Below are 21394 nucleotides of genomic sequence, written 5' to 3' on the forward strand. Positions count from 1 at the left end.
GCTCACCCGGCCAGCTGGTGCGCGCTCACGAAGTCGTACGGGGCGAGCGGGCCGAGCAGCCGCATGTGGATCAGGCCCCGCCGCTGCTCGGCGAACTCCTCCAGCGCGTCGACGAAGTCGTCCTCCCGGTCGGCCTCGACCAGGAAGGCGGCGTTCACCGCATCCAGCTCGTTGCTCGGCGGCCGCGCGAGGGCGGACGTGGCAAGCGGGCCGAGGGTGTCGAGCAGGTCGCGGTTCTCCGCCTCCCGCCGCAGCTCCACCGCCTGGCTGATGATCTCGCCGAGCCGGATCCGCTGTTCCCGGGTGGTCTCCTCGGGCTGCCCGCGCACCTGGTCGGCCAGGTCGGCGGCGGCCGTGTTGTCGTCGAGCACGCTCTGGATCAGCGCGGACTCCTCGTACCGGCCGTGCACGACGTACTGGACGTGTCCCTCCAGTTCGTCGAGCGCCGACGCGAACCGGTCGCCGTGCGCGTCGAGCAGGTCGGCGACGGCGTCCGGCCCGGTGACCACCGTGCCGAAGCGGACCGGCAGCACGGGGGCCACGGCGGCGGTCCCGTCCAGGAGTTCCTGGTACGCCGTGAGGTCCGCGGGCCGGCCGAGGGCCGTCTCCAGCGGTACCTCGCTGACCAGGGCGGCCACCCGTCCGTGCCGGACGACGGTCACCTCACCCGGCGGGTCGCCGACCCCGGACGCGTCCGGGGTCGGCTCCACATCGGACGGCACGATGCCGTAGATGAACAAGCCTCGCTCCTCACTCATCGGTCCGCTCCTCGTCGCGGCGGCGGCGCCGGGGGCGGTCCCGGTCGCGGTCGGAACCCAGCTCACCGACGGCGTCGCGCACGGCGCCGCCGATCGCCCCGACGGTCTTGCCCACGCCGGACGCCGCCTTGCCGGCGGTCACCGCCCCGGTGGCTCCCTCGACCAGGTCCGGCAGCCCCTTCTGGTCGCGCGGGGTGATGGAGAGGCGGTCGACGGCCTGGGCGAACCGCAGGTACGTCTCGACGCTCGCCACCACCACGCGGGCGTTGATCTCCAACAACTGGATGCCGACGACGGCGACCGAGACCTGGGCGTCGATCACGACGCCCTTGTCGAGCACCGTCTCCACGACGTCTGCCAGCCCGGACGACGACCCGCTCCGCTCCAGAGCGCCGCCGGCCTGGCCGTCAGTGGTCGCGATGGTCACTGCTCCGACTCCTCTCGGCGACGGCGGACCACGGGACGGCGCGGCGCCTGGGGCGTACGGCGGGGCCGCGGTTCCTCGCCCACCTCCGGCTCCTCGCGGGGACGGGCACGGCGCGCCCGCTCGGGTGCCCGCCGACGCGTCGGGCGCGGCTCCTCGGGCTCCTCGGGCTCCTCCGGCTCCTCCTCGTAGCCCTCGTCGTACTCGTCCTCGTACTCGTCGTACTCCTCCTCGGCGGGACGGCGCCGCACCGGACGGCGGCGCCCGCGGGCGGCGGGACGGGCCCGTTCCCGGCGCGGCTCCTCCTCGCCGGGTTCCTCCTCGGCCGGCTCCTCCGGCTCCTCCCGGCCGGCCGCCGGCTCGGGACGCTCCCGCTCCTCCTGCTCGCGCTCCTCCCGCACGGCCGTGTCGTGGTCCTTGACCACCTGCGAGTCCTCGATCTCGCCTCGCCAGCCCTGCACCGAGTCCGGGTCGAGCACGGTGTGCGTCATCACGTGCCGGACGAAGTGCTTCAGCTCCAGCCGGACGCGGCGGCCCTGGGCGCGCCACAGGTTGCCGGTGTGCTCGAACAGGCCCTGCGGGTGGTACTCGAGCACCACCAGGATCCGGGTCAGGTCCGGGGTGACCTCGTGGAAGCTGACGGTCCCGTCGACCGAGCCCTTCTCACCCTTCGACCGCCAGTGGATGAGCCGGTCGGGGATCTGCCGGACGATCGTCGACTCCCACGACCGGTGCGACCAGAAGACCTGCGCCTTCCAGGTGAGCTTCTCGTCGGACTCGGTGTCGACGTTCTCGACCTTCTTCATGAAGCTCGGGAAGTCACCGAACTGGGTCCACTGGTTGTACGCGACCCGCACCGGCACGCCGACCTCGATCGTCTCGACGATGTTGGTCACCTTGAGCTTCTTGCCGCCGCCCTTGCCGCCCTTGCCCCTGCCGAGGGCCGACATCACCTTCTCCTTACCGCCGGCCATGCCGGCGTGGATCATCGCCTTCACGGGGGAGTCACCCTTGGCCATCCGCTGCGCGCCGGTGGCGGCCGCGATGAGGCCGGGGCCGCCGCCCTGCTTCGCGTACTCGCTGAGCCGGTCGGTCGCGCCGGTGATCTTCTCGGTCACCGCCGAGGCCGCCCGCTCACCGAGCGCCTGGGCCAGGTTCCGCACCTCGTCGGCGAGCTGGCCGCGAACCTTGCCGCTCAGCCCGCCGCTGCTCGGGTTCGGTGCCATGCTCACCGCCCCCGCCGCTGGCCGGCGGGCTCGGCCGGTTCACTGCCGTCGGACGCCTGCTCGGCCCCGTCGCCCCCGGACGTCTGGCCGGTGAGCCCCGCGGAGCGTCGACGCAGCGTGTCCGCCGAGTCGCGGAGCTTGCCGCTTATGGCGTCGATACCGTTGCCGGCCGCGGCGCTGGCGGCCGCCTTGCCGGCCACGGCGAGCGGGCCACCGAGACGGCCGACGCTCGCCAGGTGGGGGTGGGCCTGCAGCAGGTCCGCGCCGCGCTTCAAGAGGCCGCCCGGGTGCATGCTCGCCCGGCCGGCCGCGACGGCCGCAGCCAGGGCCAGGGCGACACGCAGCTTCCGGCGCCGACCGACCAGATAGCCGAGACCCGCTGCGAGTCCGATTCGTGCTCCGCTGTTCATCGATTCTCCTTCGCTCCCCCGCGGTCCGGACGCCTGCTGCCGTCGGGGCCGAAGAAAGGGCCCGCTGACCGACGCGAGCGGGACCTTTCATCAGGCGTCCCGTTTTGGCGGACCCGGCGGGCAGTACCCCAGGGCACCACCACGAAACCGCGCAGACGATTTCGCCACAGACGCTGGCGAACCCATTCCGAAAGACGGGTCGGGAGTGCGTCAAAACGGACGTCTAGGCACGGACGCGCTGGTCAGGAGCGCGAAGGAGACAGTCGGAGAAAGAACGTGCGAATCGGATCAGAGGGCCGGTGGCGCGGAATCAAGACAGATTTCGGCGTACACCTTGTCCCCGTCCGATCGAATTCGGGCGCCGCATTTCTCCAATACGTGGACGGCGCTCGAATTGTCCCGGGTGGTCTCCGCGACAACGGCACGCATGCCGGCCGCCGCCGCCTCGTTGAGCAGTTCCCGCAGGGCGGCCCCGCCGACGCCCTGGCCGCGCGCCGAGCGGCCGAGCCACATGCCGGTCTCCACCGTCCCGGGTTCGTCGCGGCGCGTCATGCGGACCATCCCGACGACCTCACCGCCGGCCAGGATCGCGTACATCTGCGTCCGGGTCGGGCCGGCAAGCCCGCCGAAGCTCGCCCGGTGGAACTCGCGGAACGCCTCCCGCCGCGCGTGTGACCAGCCGGCCGGCGCCTCCACCGGCGGCATCACGTCGCCGGGCTCCGCCTCGGCGGCCGCTACGGAGAGCAACGGCTCGAGGTTTCGCTCGTCCACCGGCTCCAACCGGACCGTACCCGCCACGTGCCGCAGTCTGCCGGCCCTACCGGGAGAAGTCCACCCCATCCCGCAGCGAATGGCGGTCCGTCGGCCGGTACCAGCCGGTCGGGCCGCCCCGGCGCTAGCTCACGCTCCGTCGTCAGCCGGGCTGTCGCCCGGGTCGAACTCGCAGAGCACCACGGAGGCGTCGTCCGCGCGTTTGTGCCGGCGAAGCCGCTCCGGAAGGTCCCGTTCGGCCGCCCGTACACGGTCGATCAGCGCGCCCGGCCCCTCGGCCGTCACCACGTCCAGCAGGCCGGCCCAGTCGACCAGACCGAACTGCTCGACGGCACTGGACGCGCCGTCGCTGAGCAGCACCGCCCGGCGCAGCGCGCCCGGCCCGCGCAGCGGCACCGTCCCCGTCACCGCGTGGTACGCGGCGTCCGGGTCGGCGGCGGCCACCCAGTACCCGTGCGTGCGGTTCATCCGCTCCCGCTGCACCCCGACGGCCTGCCGGAACCGGGTGAGCCGGTCCTCGGCGTCCCCCGCCGGGACGGTCGCCAGCGTGCGGCGCAGATCGGCCATCGCGGCGTCGAGCCGGTCGTCGGAGACGACGGTGACCCGGCCGCCCGCGTCGAGCACCAGGGGGCTGTCGCAGAGCACCAGGTAGTCCACCTGGTCGCCGCCCTCGCGCAGCAGGCACACCGTGCTCGACGGCGTGCCGGGATGGTCCAGGTCGCACTCGCCGCCGTGGTCCGCGCGCACCGCGAGGATCGCCGCCGCGAGGTTGCTCATGAGCGTGGCCGCCGGGCGCACCGCTTCGGCGAGCACGAGCCGCGCTGCGAGGTGCCGCACGTACCACTCCGGCCCGTGCACGCACCCCGTGTCGAAGCCCTCGGGAACGGTGGCGCCGTCCAGGACGCCGACCAACGGCCCGAAACGGAACACCAGATCCTCGTTGGCGTCCCGTCCGGGGATCGGAGCGGAGGCGGAGCGGACCCGCATGAGCGGGGCCCGCCCCACCGCCCGCACCGGCTCAACGGCGGAGCTCACCGGCCGCCTCGTGAGTCTGCCCACGCACGTGCTGGGCAGCCGATCGGCCCTGCTCCCGCATCTGGGACGCGCCCTTGATGGCGGTCGACCCGACCGACCTGGCGGCCTCCTGCGCCGGCCCCTGCATGTTCTCGCGGAACTCGTGGCCGACGTGGCTCGCCTGCTCCCGCAGCTGGCCCGAGTGCTCGCTGAGCTGGTGGCCGACCATGTCCTTGGCCTGCCCGGTCCACTGCCGCTCGCGGCGGCTCGGCGGGATCAGCGCGGAGGCGAGCAGCCCGGCGCCGAACGCGATCAGACCGGCCGCCAGCGGGTTGCCCTGCAACTGCTGCCGGGACTGCTGTCCCATCGAGCGGGCCTCGTCCCGCACCGAGCCGGCGGCGTTGGACATCCGCTGGCCGGCCTGGCCGGTCATGTGCTGCATCGAGTCGGCGGCCGAGGACATCTTCTGCCCCGCCTGGCCCGTCATGTGCTGCATCGAGTCGGCGGCCGACGACATCTTCTGCCCCGCCTGGCCGGACATCTGCTGCATCGAGCCGGTCATCCGCTGCGCGGCACCGTGCCCGTCCATCTGCGAACCCATCACCTTCTCCTTCACCCGGGTGAACGCGCCGCGCGCCTGGCCGACGCGGTCACCGGCGATCCGTCGCGGGTCGACCTTGTCGGTCAACGCGTCGACGTTGCTGCTCAGGTCTCTCCGGGTCTGCTCGATCTGCTCCCGGATGAGGTCCGGATCGGTGGACATCCTGCTCCCTCCCGGCTGGCTCACCGGCCGCGCAAGGCGTTCGGCACCTGCCGTGCGGTCTGTTGCGTCCGGGGCAGCACTCCGCGGAACTGCCGCAGCTTGTTTCGCCCGACGGCCAACAGGATGGCGGTGACAACCGCCCAGACGGCCGCCACAATCAGCGCGGCCCAGCCCTGGTCCATCACATTGGACAGACCCCACCAGGCCGCGTACGAGACGAACAGCACGGTCAGGAAGCCGGCCAACGCCGCGCCGCCCAACATGCCGCCGGCCTTGCCGGCCTGGGTCGCCTCCTCGCGCAGTTCCGCCTTGGCCAGGTCGATCTCCTGGCGGAACAGCGTCGACATGTCGCGGGTCACGTCACCCAGCAGTTCACCGACCGACTGGGTGCGTTCCTTCTCGGGGGCGCTCACGGCGCCACCCCGCCGGGCATGCCCGGGTCCTGCCGGTCGGCGGGCGGCATGTTCTGTGCCCGCCCGGCCCGGGTGTAGGGCACGTCGGCGCTGTACGGCGCCTCGACGGTCCGCTCGTACGGCTGCGGCCCGGTCGGCGTCTGCGCCATCTGCCCGGTGTGCCGCATCGGCTGCCCGGTCTGTCCCCTGCCGGCCTCGGGGTGGTGCCCGTCGCCGGACGAGGTCATGTTCCGGGTGAGCCGGCCGAACAGCAGCCCGGCCACCGCCGCACCGGTCAGGAACATGCCCGGGTGGCGGCGGGCGTACGACCGCACGTCGTGAAGCACGTCGGCGGGCTCGCGTTCGTCGAGCCATCCGGCGGCCCGCTGCGCGACGTCGCCGACCCGACGGACGACCTCACCGGCCATGCCGGAATCGCCCTGGTCGGCCATCGAACCGAGGTCGCGGCCCATGCTGCGCAATCCCTCGGCGGCCCGGTGCTTCTGCGAGCGGGCCTGCTCACGCAGCTGGGACGTGGCTTCGCCGCTCAGGTAGTGGGCCTGCTGCCGCGCCTGCGCGGCCACCTGCCGACCCTGCTCGGCCGCCGCGTGGCCGAGCTGGCCACCGGCCTGGGCGGTCTGGTGACCGACCCGGGACGCCTGCTGGCGGGCCTGCTCAGTGGTGCCGCTCGGCGGTCTGTTCTGGTTGATCGCCGTCATCGTGCACTCCCTTCGTCGGCCCCGGGACACGAGGTGACCCCGGAACGCCACCCGACGCCTACCCGCCGGGTCCGGCGACATTCACGGCCGGCGGGTTCGGCAGCAGAGGCCCGCGGGTCAAGCGCCGATCATGCAGGCGTGGTGGTTGACAAAAGTCGTGCGGACGGCCAATCCGGCCACCACGACTGCATGATCGGCGGGCGGGTCGCCGGGGACGTCGGGGTCAGCGGCGGCGGTTGCGGGCGCGGGAGGAACGAAGCCGGCGGAGCCGGCCCACGAGGACCGGCTCGGCGGCGAGCGCGGCCGGGTTGTCGAGCAGCCCGTTGAGCAGTTGGTAGTAGCGCGTGGCGGAGAGGCCGAAGGCGTCCCGGATGGCTTGTTCCTTGGCGCCGGCGTGCCGCCACCACTGCTGCTCGAAGGCGAGGATCGCCCGTTCCCGCTCGGTGAGCCCCGCGCCCGTCTCGACCGGTGCGGGAGTCGGGGTCTCCTCCGCGTCGACCACCGGCTGCCCGGAGTCGGGCACCGCCTCGGCGGGCGGTGCGGAGCGCGGCGGCGGGACGTGCCCGGCCCGGGTGCCGCGTGAGGGAGCGGCGTCGGGAGCGTCGGTCGGCGGCTCGGCGGCGGCCGGGGCGGCGTCGGCAGGCTGCATGGCGCTCCTCGGGCGGGCGGCCGGCAACCGCGACGCCGACCGGGGGGAACCTCAGCCTAACCAGGGCGGACGCGCGACGCATCCGACGTCACGGCGGCATCGACGGGCGGCTTCCCGTACATCGGGGGCGGGCCCGCACCAGCGCGCCCGGAAGCGGCGCAGCCGGCCGAGGCGGGTGGACACGCGACGGCCGGGGCGAGTGATCGCCCCGGCCGTCGTCCGCCACGGATGGACGGTCAGGAGATGTCCCGGCGGCGCATGGCCCAGATGGCCGCGCCGAGCACCACCGCGACGCCCACGGCGAACAGCACCGAGGACTGCCCCCACGTCACGTCGAAGGTGTCCGGCCGGCACTCACCGGTGAAAGTGGCGTTGCACGCCTGCCAGTCCTCCAGGGTCACCTTCTTCTGCATCCACGCCAGGGCGTACGTCGGCAGCAGCCACGCCTCCGGGAACCGGACGCCGGCCATGCTGAGCAGGATGCCGAGGCCGAACTGGCCCACCACCATCACGGCCACCACGCCGCCGAGGGCCATCGCGGTGTGCCGCCCCAGCGAGGCCAGGGCGAAGCCGATCGTCGTGACGGCCAGCACGAGCGCCACCCCGCGCAGCCCGGTCAGCGCGAAGGACTGCCAGACGCCCGAGGTCACCTTCTCGGTGCTGCCCCGGAAGGTGGCGACCGCCCAGAACCCCGCGAACCAGAGCACCGCGGCGGGCAGGGTCACCGCCAGCAGGCCGGTGAGCAGCGCCGCCAGCTTGGTCAGCAGTACGGTGAGCCGCCGGGGCCGCCACAGCAGGAGATTCATCATCCCGCCGGTGCTCCACTCGGCGCCCACGAAGGACGCGCCGATCACGAACCCGACCAGTGCCAGGATCGCCGCGAACGGCACCAGGGTCTCGGCGAAGCTCTCCCGGAAGTTGAACGTCGACGGCAGGAACCACCGGGATTCGAACGCCTCCCGGGGCGGGGGCTGGATCATCGCGCAGTCCGGTGGATAGCGGTTGGCATCGGCCGCGCCGGCCGCCTTGTCGCGCTCGCACGCGGTCCGCTCCTGCTGCGAGTAGCGCACCTGCTCCTGGTACTGCTGCTCGGCCTGGCGATCCGCCTGGGCCCGCACCGAGGCGTCGATCTTCTGGTTCGTGAAGAACGTCCCGACCACGACCGCGGCCAGCACCAGCAGACCGAGCAGCGTCATGTAGCGGGTGAAGCGCCGCTTGGCGAGCCGGCGCAGCTCCGTACGGTAGAGGCTCACGCCCCCCACCCCCCTCCGGTGGCGCCGGACTGCTCCGCCCCACCGACCTTCGTGGACTGGTCGACCTGCCGGTGCTGGCCGGGCACCGGCGCGGTGGCGGTCAGTTCGAGGAAGACGCTCTCCAGGTCGACCGCGACGGGGGCCAGCTCGCTCACGTAGAGGCCCTGCTCGGCGAGGAGCCGCGTGACCGAGGCCGGCTTGTCGACGCCGCCGAGCATCAGGTGGTCGGGGTGCCCGGTGACCCGGATTCCCGCCCGGGTGAGCACGTCGGCCGCCGACGGCAGGTCGGTGACGGCCTCCAGACGGATCCGGACCGCGCCGGAGGAGTGCTGCGCGAGCACCTCGTCGACCGGCCCGAAGGCCACGCGCCGGCCCAGCGAGATGATCGTCACGGAGTCGCAGATCAGCTGGATCTCGCCGAGGATGTGGCTGGAGAGCACCACCGTCATGCCGGACTCGGCGAGGTTGCGCATGAGCGTCCGCATCTCGCGGATGCCGCCCGGGTCCAGGCCGTTGGCCGGCTCGTCCAGTATCAGCAGCTTCGGGTTCTTGAGCAGGGCGGACGCGACCGCGAGCCGCTGCTTCATGCCGAGCGAGTAGGTCTTGACCCGCTCGCCGGCCCGGTCCCGCAGCCCGACCAGCTCCAGCACCTCGTCGATGCGGATGGGCGCCACACCGCCGGCGGACGCCAGCAGGGACAGCGTGTCCCGGGCGGTGAAGTGCGGGAAGAACTGCGGACTCTCCACGATGGCGCCGACCTGCCCGGCGACGGCCGGCAGCGCGTCGGGCACCTCGTGGCCGAGGAGGGCCATCCGGCCCCCGTCGGGCCGGATCAGACCGAGCAGCGTACGCAGCGTGGTGGTCTTACCCGACCCGTTCGGGCCGAGGAAGCCGTGCACCTGGCCGGCGTCGACCCGCATGTCGAAGCCGTCCAGCGCGTTGCGGGTGCCGCGCCGGCGGCTCTTGTAGGTCTTCCGTAGACCTTCGATCTCCAGGACAGCTGGCAAGCTGCACCTCCCCCGATTCGGGCGTGACAGGCGACACCATACGCGGTATGCACGGCGCTGCAATACCCGGTATGCAGTGACGCGCCGAAAGAGCGACGATCGGGGTCAGTCGATCACGGTGAGTGAGAAAGGACGTGGACTCAGGCGCAGACGACGTGCACGCCGGCCGCGCGGAACGCCTCGACCACGTTCGGGTCGGCGCCCGAGTCGGTGACCAGCGTCTCCACCCGGTCCACGGGGCAGATCCGGGCGAAGGCGTGACCGCCCAGCTTGGACGAGTCCGCGATGATCACGACCCGCTTGGCCCGGGCCACCATGAGGTTGTTCATGGCGGCCTCCCCCTCGTGGTGGGCCGCCGCGCCGAGCTGCGGGTCGATGGCGTCCACGCCGAGCAGGGCGACGTCCAGGGTGACCTCGCGCAGCAGCGCCCCGCCCAGCGGGCCCACCAGCTCGAAGGACTTCGGCCGGACCACGCCACCGGCCACCACGACCTTCATCCGGGACCGGACCAGCAGCTCGTTGGCGATGTTCAGGGCGTTCGTCACGACCGTGAGCTGGGCGCCCTCGGCGCTCGTGTTCAGGTCCGGCCGCACGGCGAGGGCGCGCGCCACCTCCGTGCTCGTGGTGCCGCCGTTGAGGCCGACCACGGTGCCCGGCGACACCAGCGCCGCGGCCGCCGCGCCGATCCGCTGCTTCTCGGCCGAGTGCTTGGCCGTCTTGTAGCGCAACGGGAGGTCGTACGACACGCCGTTGGCGACCGCGCCGCCCCGCGTACGGGTGATCATCTGCTGCTGGGCGAGCTGGTCGAAGTCGCGCCGGATGGTCGCCTGGGACACGTCGAGCCGATCGGCCGCCTCCTCGACGCTGACCCGGCCGCTGTCGGTCAGCATCTCGAGCAGGGCGTTCCATCTGGCGTACCGATCCACCTCGCGGGCCCTCCCAAGCGACTGCACGATCCGTGATTGATTGCGTGCACAGTAGTGCGCGAAACTACGTAGGCGCAAAACATTGCCCTGCTCGATCCGTGTGCCGGTTGCCACGGCCACCCGGATTCGCGCAGAATGACGCGCGAAAGACGGGCGTAACGAGCCGTATCGCGCACGGCCACCCTCGGCGAGGAGTCCTCATGTCGTACGTCGACGCGGAGATCGCGAGCCAGCCCGACTGCTGGCGGAAGGCGGCGGAGCTGGTCGCCGGGGTGGCAGCGGACCTGCCGGCGCCCGGTGAGCGGGTCGCCGTCGTCGGGTGCGGCACCTCGTGGTTCATGGCCATGGCGTACGCGGCGCTGCGCGAACGGGCCGGCCAGGGCGAGACCGACGCCTTCCAGGCCTCGGAGTTCCTGACCGGACGCCGCTACGACCGGCTGATCGCGATCACCCGCTCCGGCACCACCACAGAGGTCGTGGAGCTGCTCGACGCGCTGCGCGGGCGGCTCGCGACGACCGCCCTCGTCGGCGATCCCGGGTCACCGGCCGTGCAGCTGGCCGACGCGGCGGTCACCATGCCGTTCGCCGACGAGCGCTCGGTCGTGCAGACCCGATTCGCGACGACCGCGCTGGCCCTGCTCCGCGCCCACCTGGGCGAGAACCTCGACGCCCTCGCGGCCGACGCCGAGGTCGCCGTCCGCGCCCCGCTGCCCATCGAGCCGGCCAGCATCGAGCAGGTCACCTTCCTCGGTCGGGGGTGGACGGTCGGGCTCGCGCACGAGGCCGCGCTGAAGTGCCGCGAGGCGGCCACCTTCTGGGCCGAGGCGTACCCCGCGATGGACTACCGGCACGGCCCGATCTCGATCGCCGCGACCGGCCGGCTGGTCTGGGCGTTCGGCGCGCTCCCCGAGGGCCTGGCGGAGGACGTCGCCGCGACCGGCGCGGCCTTCGCGCACAGCCGCACCCACGGCTGCCGTACGGTCCTCGGCAGCTGGGCGGCCGGCCGGACCCCGGTGGACCCGATGGCCGACCTGATCCTGGCCCAGCGGTTCGCGGTCGCGCTCGCCACGAGCCGGGGCCTGGACCCGGACGCGCCCCGCCACCTGACCCGGTCCGTGGTACTCGCGTGACCGAGTCCCGCGAACGCACCGTCGGGCGGGACAGCGACGTCGTCGTCGCGCTGGACGTCGGCGGCACGGGGATGAAGTGCGCCCTGGTCCGGCCGGACGGCATCACCGTGCACACCGAACGGCACCCCACGAACGCGGCGCGCGGCCCGGAGGCCGTGGTCGCCACGATCCTCGACGTCGCCGAGGGCCTCGCCGGCAAGGCGCGCGCCGACGGCCGTACCCCCGTGGCCGCCGGCATCGTGGTGCCGGGCGTGGTCGACGAGGCGCGCGGGGTGGCCGTCTGGTCGGCCAACGTCGGCTTCCGCGACGTACCGGTGCGGGACCTCGTGGCGGCCCGGCTCGGCCTGCCCACGGCGCTCGGCCACGACGTGCGCGCCGGGGGGATCGCCGAGGCCCGGCTCGGGGCCGGCCGGGGCGCGGGTCACGTCCTCTTCGTGGCCATCGGCACGGGCATCGCGGCCGCCCACGTGGTCGACGGCACGGCCAGCATCGGCGCGCACGGCGCGGCCGGCGAGATCGGGCACATCCTGGTCCGCCCCGGCGGGCCGCGCTGCGGGTGCGGGCGGCCCGGTTGCCTGGAGGCGGTCGCCTCCGCCGCCGCGGTCGGCCGCCGCTACGCGGACCTGGCCGGCGCGCCCGCCACCGCCGCCGAGGTGGCCGAGCGGGCCGCCGCCGGTGAACCCCTCGCGGCCCAGGTCTGGGAGGAGACCGTCGAGGCGCTGGCCGACGGGTTCGCCACCGGGCAGGCGCTCTTCGACGTCGCCACGATCGTGGTCGGCGGCGGGCTGGCCCAGGCCGGCGCGCGGCTGCTCGACCCGCTGCGGGCCGCGCTGCGCGACCGGATGACGTTCCACCGGGAGCCGCGCCTGGTCGCGGCGGCCCTCGGCGACGAGGCCGGTTGCCTCGGCGCCGCCCTGCTCGCCCTCGACGCCGCAGGCGGCGTCCCGGACACGATGGAGATGGAATGACCCAGCGGGTGAGCGGCAAGGTGGTGACCCCGACCGGCGTCATCCGGCAGGGCTGCGTCGAGTGGGACGGGGAGCGCATCAGCGCGGTGGCGGAGTACCCGTCGGTCCGCGACGGGCACTGGATCCTGCCCGGCTTCGTGGACATGCACACGCACGGCGGGGGCGGGCACACGTTCACCACGGGGGACGCCGACGAGGCCCGGCGGGCGGCCGGCTTCCACCTCCGGCACGGCACCACCACCCTGCTGGCCAGCCTGGTCAGTTCGCCGTTCGCGCTGATGCGCGAGGCCACCACGGCGTTCCGTCCGCTGGTGCAGGAGGGGGTGCTGGCCGGCATCCACTTCGAGGGCCCGTACCTGTCGGCGACCCGGTGCGGCGCGCAGAACCCCGAGTTCCTGCGCGACCCGTCCACCGAGGAGCTGACCGAGCTGATCGAGCTGGGCGGGGGCACCATCCGGATGGTGACGCTGGCGCCCGAGCGGGACGGCGCGCTGGAGGCGGTGAAGCTGCTCACCGCACACCGGGTGGTGGCCGCGGTCGGGCACAGCGACGCCACGTACGACGAGACCCGCGCGGCGATCGCGGCGGGCGCGAGCGTCGGCACCCACCTGTTCAACGGGATGCGCCCGGTGCACCACCGGGAGCCCGGGCCCGTGGTGGCCCTGCTCGACGCCCCGAACGTGGTATGCGAGCTGGTCGCCGACGGGGTGCACCTGCACGACGGCATGCTCACGTTCGCGACCTCGGTCGCCGGGCCCGAGCGGGCCGCCCTCATCACCGACGCGATGGCCGCCGCCGGCATGCCCGACGGCGAGTACGAGCTGGGCGGCCAGGCGGTCACGGTGGCCGACGGGGTGGCGCGCCTGGCCCGCGACGGCGCGATCGCCGGCAGCACCCTCACCATGGACGCCGCGCTACGGCACGCGGTCGCGACCGGCATCCCCATGGCGGACGCCGCCCGCATGGTCGCCACCACCCCCGCCCGGGCGATCGGGCTCGGCGACCAGGTCGGCGCGCTCCAGGTCGGCCTCCGCGCCGACCTCGTGGTGCTCGACGACGACCTCAACGTGATCCGGGTGCTGCGGGCCGGCTCCTGGCAGGAGTGACCGGGCCGGGGCGACGGGCGGCGCCCGCGTGACGGCGCTGGACGCCCGTACGGTGCTGGACCGCTGCGCCGCGAAGGTGCAGGACAGGATGGCCGGCGAGGCCGATCCGGGCGCAGGAGGCTGATGCGGGCACAGGCATCGGGCCGCCGGGCCGGCAGGTCAGGCGTGATCGACTCCGTGTCGCCGATGTGGCGGGGTCGAGGTGGGTCGGATGCCGCATCGCCGATCTGGTGCTAGGGGCGGCGCTTGATCGACTCGGGTTGCATGTATGTCGCGGTGTCCGGTCGGGGTGGACACCGCGACTTCCAGGATGTCGAGTCGATCACCGGTTCGGTGTGGCTGGTTTGGGGGTTGTGTCCGGTTCGCGGGCCTGCGGGAGGCATCTTCCGCGGTGAGCGAACCCGCACCAGCGGCCCGACCCGACCGCGGCGGGGCGGGGCCGACTGCGGGGTCGGGTGGGTGGTGGCCGGCGTGGGTGGGTGTGCGTGGTTCTGCGCCCGTCGGCCCGTCAGCCGGCCGCGGTGGAGATCTCCACGCCGAGGACGGCCTGCTCGTCGGGGCGGTGCGCCAGCACGTCCGACAGGTACGACTGCACGGCCGGCGCCATGCCCACGTCCCGGCCGGCCCGCTCGGAGAGCAGCCACTTGTGCTCGATGATCTGTGCGAACACCTCCTGCGGCTCCAGCTTGCGCCGCAGGTGCGCCGGCACCGCGCGGACCACCGGCTCGAACACCTCGGTCAGCCAGCGGTGCGCGGCCTGCTGCTCGTCGGTGAGGTCGCTCTCGGCCCGGTAGGCGTCCAGGTCGTTGAGGAGCTTGCGGGCCTGGTTCTCCTCGGCATCCAGGCCGGTGAGCCGCAACAACCGGCGCGTGTGGTACCCGGCGTCGACCACCTTCGGCCGCACCAGGTAGCGCCCGTCGTCGATCGTCGACACGGCGATCTCGGCGACGTCGAACCCGAGCTCGTTGAGCCGGCGGATGCGGCCCTCGATGTCGTGCCGCGCCTCGCGTTCGACCTGCTGCTCGTAGGTGATCTCGTGCCAGAGCCGCTCGTAGCGCTGCACGACCTCCTCGCAGACCACCTCCGGGTCGATCGACTCGTGCAGCAGCCCGGCGGCCTGGAGGTCCAACGCCTCCCCGAAGATGTTCACCCGGGCGATCTCCAGGTCCTCACCGCGCTGGCCGTTGGAGAGCGAACGGTGCAGCGCCCCGGTCTCCGCGTCGACGAGGTACGCCGCGAACGCCCCGGCGTCCCGCCGGAACAGCGTGTTCGACAGGGAGCAGTCGCCCCAGAAGAAGCCGGTGAGGTGCATCCGGACGAGCAGCGCTGCGAGGGCGTCGAGCAACCGGCCCATGGTCTCCGGGCGCAGGGTGTGCGAGAAGAGCGCCCGGTACGGCAGCGAGAACTGGAGGTGCCGGGTGATCAGGACCGGGTCCAGCGGCTCGCCGTCGTCGGTCTGCCGGTCGGCGACGATCGCCACCGCCTCCACGGCCGGGAAGTCGATCCGCTCCAGCGCCCGGAGCAGGTCGTACTCCCGCTCCGCCACCCGCTCGCCGGTCTCCTTCACGGCGTACACGTAGTCGCCGAGACGGACAAAGCGGACGATGTGCCGGGAGATGCCCTGGGGCAGCGCCACCAGGTGCTGGGCAGGCCACTCCTCCAGCGGAGTCGACCAGGGAAGGTCGAGCAGCGCCGGGTCCACGAGAGCAGACGTGATCCGCACGGGGACAAGCATGCCGGGTACCCCCCGCGAAGCGCTTCCCATCGTGGCTCGGCCCACAGCCCCCGGTAGCGTGGTCGGGTGCGAGAGACCACGGTGGCACGCGAAGCGGTGCGGCTGCGGCCGGTGCGGCCCGCCGGATGGTGGTACGACGGCCTGCTGCTCGCCGCGCTCGTCGGGCTGACCGTAGCGCTCGCCGCCGACCAGCTGTTCGGGATCGACCGCGCGGTGGCGGACTGGGCCGAGGGGCACCGGCCGGCGGTCGCGTACTGGGTGGCCCGGGTGCTGAACCTGCTGGGGCAGGGCACCCCGCTCACCCTCATCGCGGCCGGCCTCGGGGTGCTCGTCGCGGTCCGGGTCCGCTCGGTCCGGCCGGTCCTGCCGCCGGTCGTCGCGTTCGCGCTGACGTACCTGACCATCGGGCCGCTCAAGGTCTGGACCGCCCGGCCGGCGCCCAGCGCCAGCATCAAGGAGCCGTTCCTGCCGCCCGACCAGACGCTGCCCCTCTTCCAGCAGGACCTGCCGGTGCGGTTCGCGCAGTCCTACCCGTCCGGGCACGTGGCCAACGCGATCGTCTGGTACGGCGTGCTCGCGCTGCTGCTCGCGCCCCTGCTACGCACCTACGGACGTACCGTCCCGCCCCGGCTCGTCCTCGCGGTCCGCGTGCTGCCGCCCCTGATCGTGCTCTGCACCACCACGTACCTGGGGTGGCACTGGCTCACCGACTCGGTGGCCGGCCTGCTGCTCGGGCTGCTGCTCGACCGCCTGCTGCACCGGGTGCCGTGGGACGACGTACCACTGCCGGCCCGGCTGCCCGGGTCGGCGCGTACCCGGTTGTTCACCTCCGGCCCGTAACCTCCCCCGCCGTGACTGACCTGGAACGGCGGCTGGGCGTGCCCGACGCGGTGCTCATCGGGCTGGGGTCGATGCTCGGCGCGGGCGTCTTCGTGGTCTTCGCGCCGGCCGCTGCGGCGGCCGGCGGCGCCGGGCTGCTGCCCGCCCTCGTGCTCGCCGGTCTCATCGCCTACTGCAACGCGTCCAGCTCCGCGCGGCTGGCCGCCCGCTACCCCGAGTCCGGCGGCACCTACGTCTACGGCCGGGAACGGCTGGGTCCGTTCGCGGGCTTCCTGGCCGGCTGGGGGTTCGTGGTCGGCAAGACGGCGAGCTGCGCCGCGATGGCGCTGACCATCGGGGCGTACCTCTGGCCGGGGCAGGCCCGGCTGGTCGCGGTGCTCGCCGTCCTCGCCGTGACCGCCGTGAACCTGCGGGGCATCGGCAAGACCGCGACCGCCACGAAGGTGCTCGTCGCGGTCGTGCTCGCGGTGCTGGCGCTGGTCGCGGTCGCCGGGCTGGTCGGCGGCGACGCCCAGCTGGACCGGCTGAGCGATCCCGGCGGCTCGGGCCGCGGTGTGCTCACCGCCGCCGGCCTGCTCTTCTTCGCCTTCGCCGGGTACGCCCGGATCGCCACCCTCGGTGAGGAGGTCCGCGAACCGGAGCGGACGATCCCCCGGGCGGTGCCGCTGGCGCTCGGCGTGGTGCTGGCGATCTACCTGGTCCTCGCGGTGGTCAGCCTCGCGGTGCTCGGCGCCGACCGGCTGGCCGGTTCCGCGGCGCCCCTGGCCGACGTGGTGACCGCGGCCGGGCTCCCCGGCCTCGCCTGGGTGGTCCGGGCCGGCGCAACGGTCGCCGTGACCGGTGTGCTGCTGTCCCTGCTCGCCGGGGTGGGACGCACGCTGCTCGCGATGGCCCGTCGCCGGGACCTGCCGGGCGTGCTGGCCGCCGTCCACCCGCGCCGCCGGGTGCCGCACCGGGCGGAGCTGGCGGTGGCGGCGGTCGTGATCCTGGTGGTGCTGCCCGGCGACGTCCGCCACGCCATCGGCTTCTCCAGCTGTACGGTGCTGGTCTACTACGCCATCACCAACGCGGCCGCGCTCACCCTGGGCCGCGAACCGGCCCGGAGGCTACCGGTTCAGGCGCTCGCCCTGCTCGGGCTCGTCGGGTGCCTGCTGCTCGCGGCCAACCTGCCGCTGACCAGCGTGGTCGCCGGTTTCGCCGTGCTCGCGGTCGGCGCCGTCGGGTACGCCGTTCGGCAGCGGCACGCCTGACGTGCCGGACGGCACGGGACGGAGCGTCCCGGCCGGGCGGCTGGTCGGCACGGGCGGCACCGGGGCGGGCGGCGCGCACTGCCGGGTGAGCCCGTCCAGGCCGGCCCGCCGGGCGACCACGGTGAGCCGGTCGCCCGCGAAGATCACCTGCCGGGGGTCCAGGTCCTTCCACCAGATCGTCCGCCCGCCGGCCGGCGTACGGGCGATGAGCCGCACCTGGCCGTCCCGCGAGACGGCGCTCAGCGGGCGCCCGTCGAGCTCGGACCCGGCGGCCACCGGCACCTCGGCGACGGGCAACGCGTGCCGCCCCACCGGGATGGTGGCGATCACCGCGCGCTCGGTGAGCGCGCCCGTGAAGGCGGGCGCCGCCAGGTAGGAGACCGACCGGGAGACCCCGATGCCGAACGCCTCCTCGACCCGCTCGGCGAAGTCACCGTCGAACAGCCGCAGCACGACCCGCAGCTCACGGCGGAGGTCCCGTGCGGCGAGGGCCGCCTCCAGGTTGGCGACGTCGTCGGTGGAGACCACCACCAGCGCCTGGCAGTCGGCGACCGAGGCGGCCTCCAGCGTCTCCGGCTGGGCGGCGTCGCCCACGATGAGCGGCACCTCCAGTTGCCGGGCGAGGGCGCCGCCGCGCGGCTCGGGCACCTTGTCGATGGCGACGACCTCGACGTCGTACTCGCGCAACTGGGCCATGACCCGGGTGCCCACGTTGCCCAGCCCGACCACCACCACGTGACCGGAGCGGTGCGGCTGGAGCCGGCCGGTGTGCAGGGCCAGCCGCGCGTTGACGATGCCGTCGACCACGACGGCGGTGATGAGCGGGATCAGCGCGAGCCCCGCGAGGTTGAGCACCACCTGCATGACCTGGGCGTCCGGTGCCTTGCTCGTGTCCGGGTCGGCGCCGCTCAGGGTGGTGACCAGGGTCAGGTAGAGCGCCTCGGCGGGCGAGACCCCCTCGGCCTGCGCGATCAGTGCCCCGAGGACGACGATCACGGCCAGCACGACCATCATCGCGATGCCGATCTTGCGGGTGGCGAAGCCCCGGACCGCCCGCAGCAGTACGGCGACCGGCCGGCGGCGGCGCCGGGCCCGGACGAGCCGCCGCGCGGCGACCTCGGTGCCGGGCGGCTGCCCGGTGGCCTCGGCGAGCACGAGGTCGGCGGTCGACGGGTCGGCGGGCAGCAGCACCACCCGCTGCGGATCGCGAAGGTCGGCGAGGCCGCAGACCACGTCCTGCTCCCGCACGTCGACCCTCCGGGCCACCCGCAGCGTGCGGTCCCGGTGCTGGACGTGCGTCGGGTCCACCTCGCCGAGCGCCGCCGCGACGAACGCGGGCGCGGCCATCTCGGCGTCGGAGAGCACCTCGACCGGGGCCTGGAGCAGGGTGCGCACGCCGTCGGCGAGGGTCCCGTTGAACATGCGCAGCACCTGGCGGACCTGCTTGTCGACCGCCTGGGCGCAGAGCGCCGCGTGCAGGTTGCCCACGTCGTCCTGGTGCAGCAGCGCGAGCCCGGCCGCGCCCGCGAGGTTGGCAGCGCGGAAGGTCGCCTCGTCGAGCCGGTCGGAGCGGACGACCCGGACGCCCCGCAGCGTCGCCACGTCCGGTCCGTTGGCCCGGTGCCGCTCGGGCACCACCACCGTCACCCGCGCGCCGCCCGCGGGCAGCTCGGTCTCCAGCAACGCCTTCGCCACGTAGTAGGCCAGCGCGTCACGGCCGCAGACGACGTAGTGGGGGCGGGGATCACCGGCGGGGCGGAGCCGCCAGTTCCACTCGACCGCCCGACGTGCCCGGTCCCGCCACGGCTCCCCCATGCCCGGATCGTAGTCAGCACGACCAGCGTGGGCGAGCCCGTCCGGTTCGTGCCGGACCAGGTATGCGGGCCGGGACGGCGGGTAGAGCAGCGGCATGCAGACCTTCCTCCCGTACCCGGACTTCCTGGCGAGCGCGCGGACGCTGGACCAGAAGCGGCTGGGCAAGCAGCGGGTGGAGACGATCCAGGTGCTGCGCGGGCTCACCTGGCCGACGTACGGCTGGCGCAACCATCCGGCGGTCAAGATGTGGGCCGGGTACGAGGAGGCGCTGACCCGGTACGGGCTGGACATGTGCGCGGTCTGGTCCGAGCCGGGCCGGGCCGACACCTGCGCCGGCACCATGACCCGCGACCTCGCCGCCGCCTGCGGCGTCGCCACGATCCGGACCCAGCAGGAGCTGGCCGACGCCGGCGAGCTCCCGCCCTGGCTGGGACGGGAGGACCTGCACCTCAGCCACCGCTCGTCCCTGGTCCGCAAGGACCCGGAGCACTACCGGCCGATCTTCGGTGACGTCCCGCCCGACCTCGAGTACGTCTGGCCCGCCTCGGACCGCGAGCGCCGCTGCCTCACCTCCGCACCGCCCGACCGTTAGACAGGCGAGAGCCCCTCACACCCCCGGAGTCCGGATGGCGCTGTCGCGGATGGTCGGTCGGCTTCTCGGCGTACGGCCGCATCGGGTCGACCCCGGCGGTGGTGGCGCCCCCCGCGTGCCGCACCCGGTTACGGCGCTGGTGGTGGGCGGCGGGATCGCCGGTATGTCGGCGGCGGTGGTGCTCGCCGAGCGGGGCGTGCGCGTGACCGTGCTGGAGGCGGCGTCGACGCTCGGCGGCCGGCTGGGCGCCTGGCCGGAAGCGCTCGGCGACGGCGTGCAGCAGGTCGAGCACGGCTTCCACGCGTTCTTCCGGCAGTACTACAACTGGCGGGCCGTCCTCCGGCGGATCGACCCGGGCCTCGGCTTCCTGCGCCCGGTGCGCGGCTACCCGATCCTCTCCGCGCGGTGGCCCACCGAGGAGTTCGGCGACCTGCCCGCCGCGCCGCCGCTGAACCTGCTCACGCTGCTGGCCCGCAGCCCCAGCCTGCGTCTCGCCGACCTGCGCGACATGGACCGCGACGCCGCGCTGCCGCTGCTGCGCTACGACCCGGTCCGCACCTACGCCGAGCTGGACGGCCGCACCGCCGAGCAGCTGCTCGACTCGCTGCGGCTGCCGGACCGCGCCCGGGCCATGCTCTTCGAGGTGTTCTCGCACTCGTTCTTCAACCACGAGGCGGAGATGTCGGCCGCCGAGATGGTCGCCCAGTTCCACTTCTACCTGCTCGGCAACGGCGAGGGACTGGCCTTCGACGCGCCACACGAGGACTACGCGACGGCGATCTGGGCGCCGCTGACCCGGCACGTCGAACGGCACGGCGGCCGGGTGCTGACCGGTGTGCCGGCCGCCGCGCTGCACCGGCACGGCGACGAGTGGCGGGTGGCGACCGCCGACGGCACGGCGTACGACGCCCGGCACGTCGTCCTCGCGGTGGACCCGCCCGCGCTCGCCACGCTGGTGGGCGCGTCGCCCGGCCTCGCCGACCACGCGCCGCGGCTGGTGGCCGCGATGCCCGCGTTCGGCAGGCCCGGCCCGCCGTACGCGGTGGCCCGCTACTGGTTCGACGGCGACGTACGACCCGACCGGGCCGTCTTCAGCGGCGTCTCCCGCCAGTCCACCCTGGACTCGGTGACGCTCTACCACCGGCTGGAGCGGGAACCGCGCCGCTGGGCGGAGCGCACCGGCGGGAGCGTGGTCGAACTGCACGCGTACGCCTGCGAGCCGGGCGTGGCCGCCACGGAGCTGGCCGAGCGGATGCGCGCCGAGCTGGCGGTGCTCTGGCCGGAGGTCGGCGGGCTGCGGGTCCGCGAGCTGCGGGCCCGGGTGGCGGCCCAGGCGCCCGCCTTCCCGCCCGGCGGTCACGCCTGGCGACCCGAGGTACGCACCGGCGCGGGCGGCCTCTACGTGGCCGGCGACGGGATCGCGACGCCGTTCCCGAGCGCGCTCATGGAGCGCGCGGCGGCGACCGGGATCATGGCGGCCAACCACATCCTGCGCGCCGAGGGCGCGGCCGCGGAGCCCGTCGACTCGGTCCGGCCGCGCGGCCTGCTCGCGAAGCGTCGCTGAACCCCGGTGCCGGCGGCTCGATCGAATTCCGTTGCCCGCGTCTCAGGGCTGGACCTACGGTGATCGCGCAAGGTCAACCACC

At 74.0% G+C, this 21394-nt stretch carries 21 protein-coding genes and 1 pseudogene; 7 read left to right on the top strand and 15 right to left on the bottom strand.

Features of this window, described 5'->3' with window-relative positions; translation table 11 throughout:
- Nucleotides 1-2: 2 nt before the first annotated feature.
- The 13 genes from D7193_RS20735 to D7193_RS20790 form a co-directional block, all read right to left on the bottom strand.
- Nucleotides 3-758, bottom strand: coding sequence for a GvpL/GvpF family gas vesicle protein (locus D7193_RS20735; RefSeq protein WP_120781131.1), 756 nt, complete (start codon nt 756-758; stop codon nt 3-5).
- Nucleotides 751-1185 carry a gas vesicle protein GvpJ gene (gene gvpJ, locus D7193_RS34975; RefSeq protein WP_120781132.1) on the bottom strand — a complete coding sequence of 145 codons (435 nt, stop codon included), beginning with the start codon at nt 1183-1185 and terminating at the stop codon, nt 751-753. The genes D7193_RS20735 and gvpJ overlap by 8 nt, the downstream gene beginning before the upstream one ends.
- Complete coding sequence (locus tag D7193_RS20745) at nt 1182-2408, bottom strand: SRPBCC family protein (RefSeq protein WP_120781133.1); 1227 nt, start codon at nt 2406-2408, stop codon at nt 1182-1184. The genes gvpJ and D7193_RS20745 overlap by 4 nt, the downstream gene beginning before the upstream one ends.
- A 2-nt stretch (nt 2409-2410) precedes the next feature.
- A complete protein-coding gene (locus D7193_RS20750) occupies nt 2411-2818 on the bottom strand; it encodes a hypothetical protein (RefSeq protein WP_120781134.1) in 408 nt (135 codons plus the stop codon).
- Nucleotides 2819-3106: 288 nt separating this feature from the next.
- Nucleotides 3107-3616 carry a GNAT family N-acetyltransferase gene (locus tag D7193_RS20755; protein ID WP_120781135.1) on the bottom strand — a complete coding sequence of 170 codons (510 nt, stop codon included), beginning with the start codon at nt 3614-3616 and terminating at the stop codon, nt 3107-3109.
- Between the two features lie 102 nt (nt 3617-3718).
- On the bottom strand, nt 3719-4576 hold the full coding sequence (locus tag D7193_RS20760; protein WP_377456153.1) for a hypothetical protein: 858 nt from the start codon (nt 4574-4576) through the stop codon (nt 3719-3721).
- Between the two features lie 31 nt (nt 4577-4607).
- Nucleotides 4608-5366, bottom strand: coding sequence for a DUF3618 domain-containing protein (locus D7193_RS20765; RefSeq protein ID WP_120781137.1), 759 nt, complete (start codon nt 5364-5366; stop codon nt 4608-4610).
- A gap of 20 nt (nt 5367-5386) precedes the next feature.
- The gene (locus tag D7193_RS34275) at nt 5387-5779 is read right to left on the bottom strand and encodes a phage holin family protein (RefSeq protein ID WP_241563222.1); all 393 of its coding nucleotides are present in this window, start codon (nt 5777-5779) and stop codon (nt 5387-5389) included.
- Nucleotides 5776-6477, bottom strand: coding sequence for a hypothetical protein (locus D7193_RS34280; protein ID WP_241563224.1), 702 nt, complete (start codon nt 6475-6477; stop codon nt 5776-5778). Before D7193_RS34280 ends, D7193_RS34275 begins: the two co-directional genes overlap by 4 nt.
- Before the next feature lie 223 nt (nt 6478-6700).
- Nucleotides 6701-7126 (bottom strand): DUF3263 domain-containing protein, encoded by a 426-nt coding sequence (locus D7193_RS20775; protein WP_120781139.1) that lies wholly within the window; start codon nt 7124-7126, stop codon nt 6701-6703.
- Between the two features lie 236 nt (nt 7127-7362).
- The gene (locus tag D7193_RS20780) at nt 7363-8379 is read right to left on the bottom strand and encodes an ABC transporter permease subunit (protein WP_120781413.1); all 1017 of its coding nucleotides are present in this window, start codon (nt 8377-8379) and stop codon (nt 7363-7365) included.
- On the bottom strand, nt 8376-9386 hold the full coding sequence (locus D7193_RS20785; protein ID WP_120781140.1) for an ABC transporter ATP-binding protein: 1011 nt from the start codon (nt 9384-9386) through the stop codon (nt 8376-8378). Before D7193_RS20785 ends, D7193_RS20780 begins: the two co-directional genes overlap by 4 nt.
- A 140-nt stretch (nt 9387-9526) precedes the next feature.
- Entirely contained in the window at nt 9527-10312 is a 786-nt protein-coding gene (locus tag D7193_RS20790; RefSeq protein ID WP_120781141.1) for a DeoR/GlpR family DNA-binding transcription regulator, read from the bottom strand.
- A 200-nt stretch (nt 10313-10512) separates the two neighbouring features.
- Here D7193_RS20790 and D7193_RS20795 point away from each other — a divergent pair, with 200 nt between their 5' ends.
- Genes D7193_RS20795 through nagA form a run of 3 tightly spaced genes read left to right on the top strand, consistent with a single transcriptional unit; the run spans nt 10513 to nt 13516 of the window.
- Nucleotides 10513-11442: an SIS domain-containing protein gene (locus D7193_RS20795; protein WP_120781142.1), complete on the top strand. Its 930-nt coding sequence runs from the start codon at nt 10513-10515 to the stop codon at nt 11440-11442.
- A complete protein-coding gene (locus D7193_RS20800) occupies nt 11439-12410 on the top strand; it encodes an ROK family protein (RefSeq protein ID WP_277749913.1) in 972 nt (323 codons plus the stop codon). Before D7193_RS20795 ends, D7193_RS20800 begins: the two co-directional genes overlap by 4 nt.
- Nucleotides 12407-13516 carry an N-acetylglucosamine-6-phosphate deacetylase gene (nagA, locus tag D7193_RS20805; protein WP_120781143.1) on the top strand — a complete coding sequence of 370 codons (1110 nt, stop codon included), beginning with the start codon at nt 12407-12409 and terminating at the stop codon, nt 13514-13516. The genes D7193_RS20800 and nagA overlap by 4 nt, the downstream gene beginning before the upstream one ends.
- Before the next feature lie 508 nt (nt 13517-14024).
- On the opposite strand, the gene D7193_RS20810 is transcribed toward nagA, so the two are convergent.
- On the bottom strand, nt 14025-15239 hold the full coding sequence (locus D7193_RS20810) for a DUF4032 domain-containing protein (RefSeq protein WP_377456079.1): 1215 nt from the start codon (nt 15237-15239) through the stop codon (nt 14025-14027).
- A gap of 78 nt (nt 15240-15317) precedes the next feature.
- Here D7193_RS20810 and D7193_RS20815 point away from each other — a divergent pair, with 78 nt between their 5' ends.
- Together D7193_RS20815 and D7193_RS20820 are read left to right on the top strand one after the other, a co-directional pair.
- Complete coding sequence (locus D7193_RS20815; RefSeq protein WP_120781145.1) at nt 15318-16091, top strand: phosphatase PAP2 family protein; 774 nt, start codon at nt 15318-15320, stop codon at nt 16089-16091.
- Nucleotides 16092-16102: 11 nt separating this feature from the next.
- Nucleotides 16103-17341, top strand: coding sequence for an APC family permease (locus D7193_RS20820; protein WP_120781146.1), 1239 nt, complete (start codon nt 16103-16105; stop codon nt 17339-17341).
- On the opposite strand, the pseudogene D7193_RS20825 reads toward D7193_RS20820, so the two are convergent.
- A pseudogene (locus D7193_RS20825) lies at nt 17246-19156 on the bottom strand (potassium channel family protein); the annotation flags it as partial. The gene D7193_RS20820 and the pseudogene D7193_RS20825 sit on opposite strands and share 96 nt — an antisense overlap.
- 94 nt (nt 19157-19250) lie before the next feature.
- On the opposite strand from D7193_RS20825, the gene D7193_RS20830 reads away from it, so the two are divergent.
- On the top strand, nt 19251-19748 hold the full coding sequence (locus D7193_RS20830; protein WP_120781147.1) for an MSMEG_6728 family protein: 498 nt from the start codon (nt 19251-19253) through the stop codon (nt 19746-19748).
- Nucleotides 19749-19782: 34 nt separating this feature from the next.
- A complete protein-coding gene (locus tag D7193_RS20835; RefSeq protein ID WP_120781148.1) occupies nt 19783-21312 on the top strand; it encodes a hydroxysqualene dehydroxylase in 1530 nt (509 codons plus the stop codon).
- Nucleotides 21313-21394 lie beyond the last annotated feature (82 nt).

This window comes from Micromonospora costi (assembly GCF_003626655.1).
Lineage (GTDB): Bacteria > Actinomycetota > Actinomycetes > Mycobacteriales > Micromonosporaceae > Micromonospora > Micromonospora costi.

Bases quoted from the DNA above. Each gene is read 5' to 3' on its own strand.
- D7193_RS34280 (WP_241563224.1), bottom strand. From the start codon at position 6,477: ATGACGGCGATCAACCAGAACAGACCGCCGAGCGGCACCACTGAGCAG.
- D7193_RS20775 (WP_120781139.1), bottom strand. From the start codon at position 7,126: ATGCAGCCTGCCGACGCCGCCCCGGCCGCCGCCGAGCCGCCGACCGAC.
- D7193_RS20765 (WP_120781137.1), bottom strand. From the start codon at position 5,366: ATGTCCACCGATCCGGACCTCATCCGGGAGCAGATCGAGCAGACCCGG.
- D7193_RS20735 (WP_120781131.1), bottom strand. From the start codon at position 758: ATGAGTGAGGAGCGAGGCTTGTTCATCTACGGCATCGTGCCGTCCGAT.
- D7193_RS20830 (WP_120781147.1), top strand. From the start codon at position 19,251: ATGCAGACCTTCCTCCCGTACCCGGACTTCCTGGCGAGCGCGCGGACG.
- D7193_RS20760 (WP_377456153.1), bottom strand. From the start codon at position 4,576: ATGCGGGTCCGCTCCGCCTCCGCTCCGATCCCCGGACGGGACGCCAAC.
- D7193_RS20795 (WP_120781142.1), top strand. From the start codon at position 10,513: ATGTCGTACGTCGACGCGGAGATCGCGAGCCAGCCCGACTGCTGGCGG.
- D7193_RS20745 (WP_120781133.1), bottom strand. From the start codon at position 2,408: ATGGCACCGAACCCGAGCAGCGGCGGGCTGAGCGGCAAGGTTCGCGGC.
- D7193_RS20750 (WP_120781134.1), bottom strand. From the start codon at position 2,818: ATGAACAGCGGAGCACGAATCGGACTCGCAGCGGGTCTCGGCTATCTG.
- D7193_RS20835 (WP_120781148.1), top strand. From the start codon at position 19,783: ATGGCGCTGTCGCGGATGGTCGGTCGGCTTCTCGGCGTACGGCCGCAT.
- nagA (WP_120781143.1), top strand. From the start codon at position 12,407: ATGACCCAGCGGGTGAGCGGCAAGGTGGTGACCCCGACCGGCGTCATC.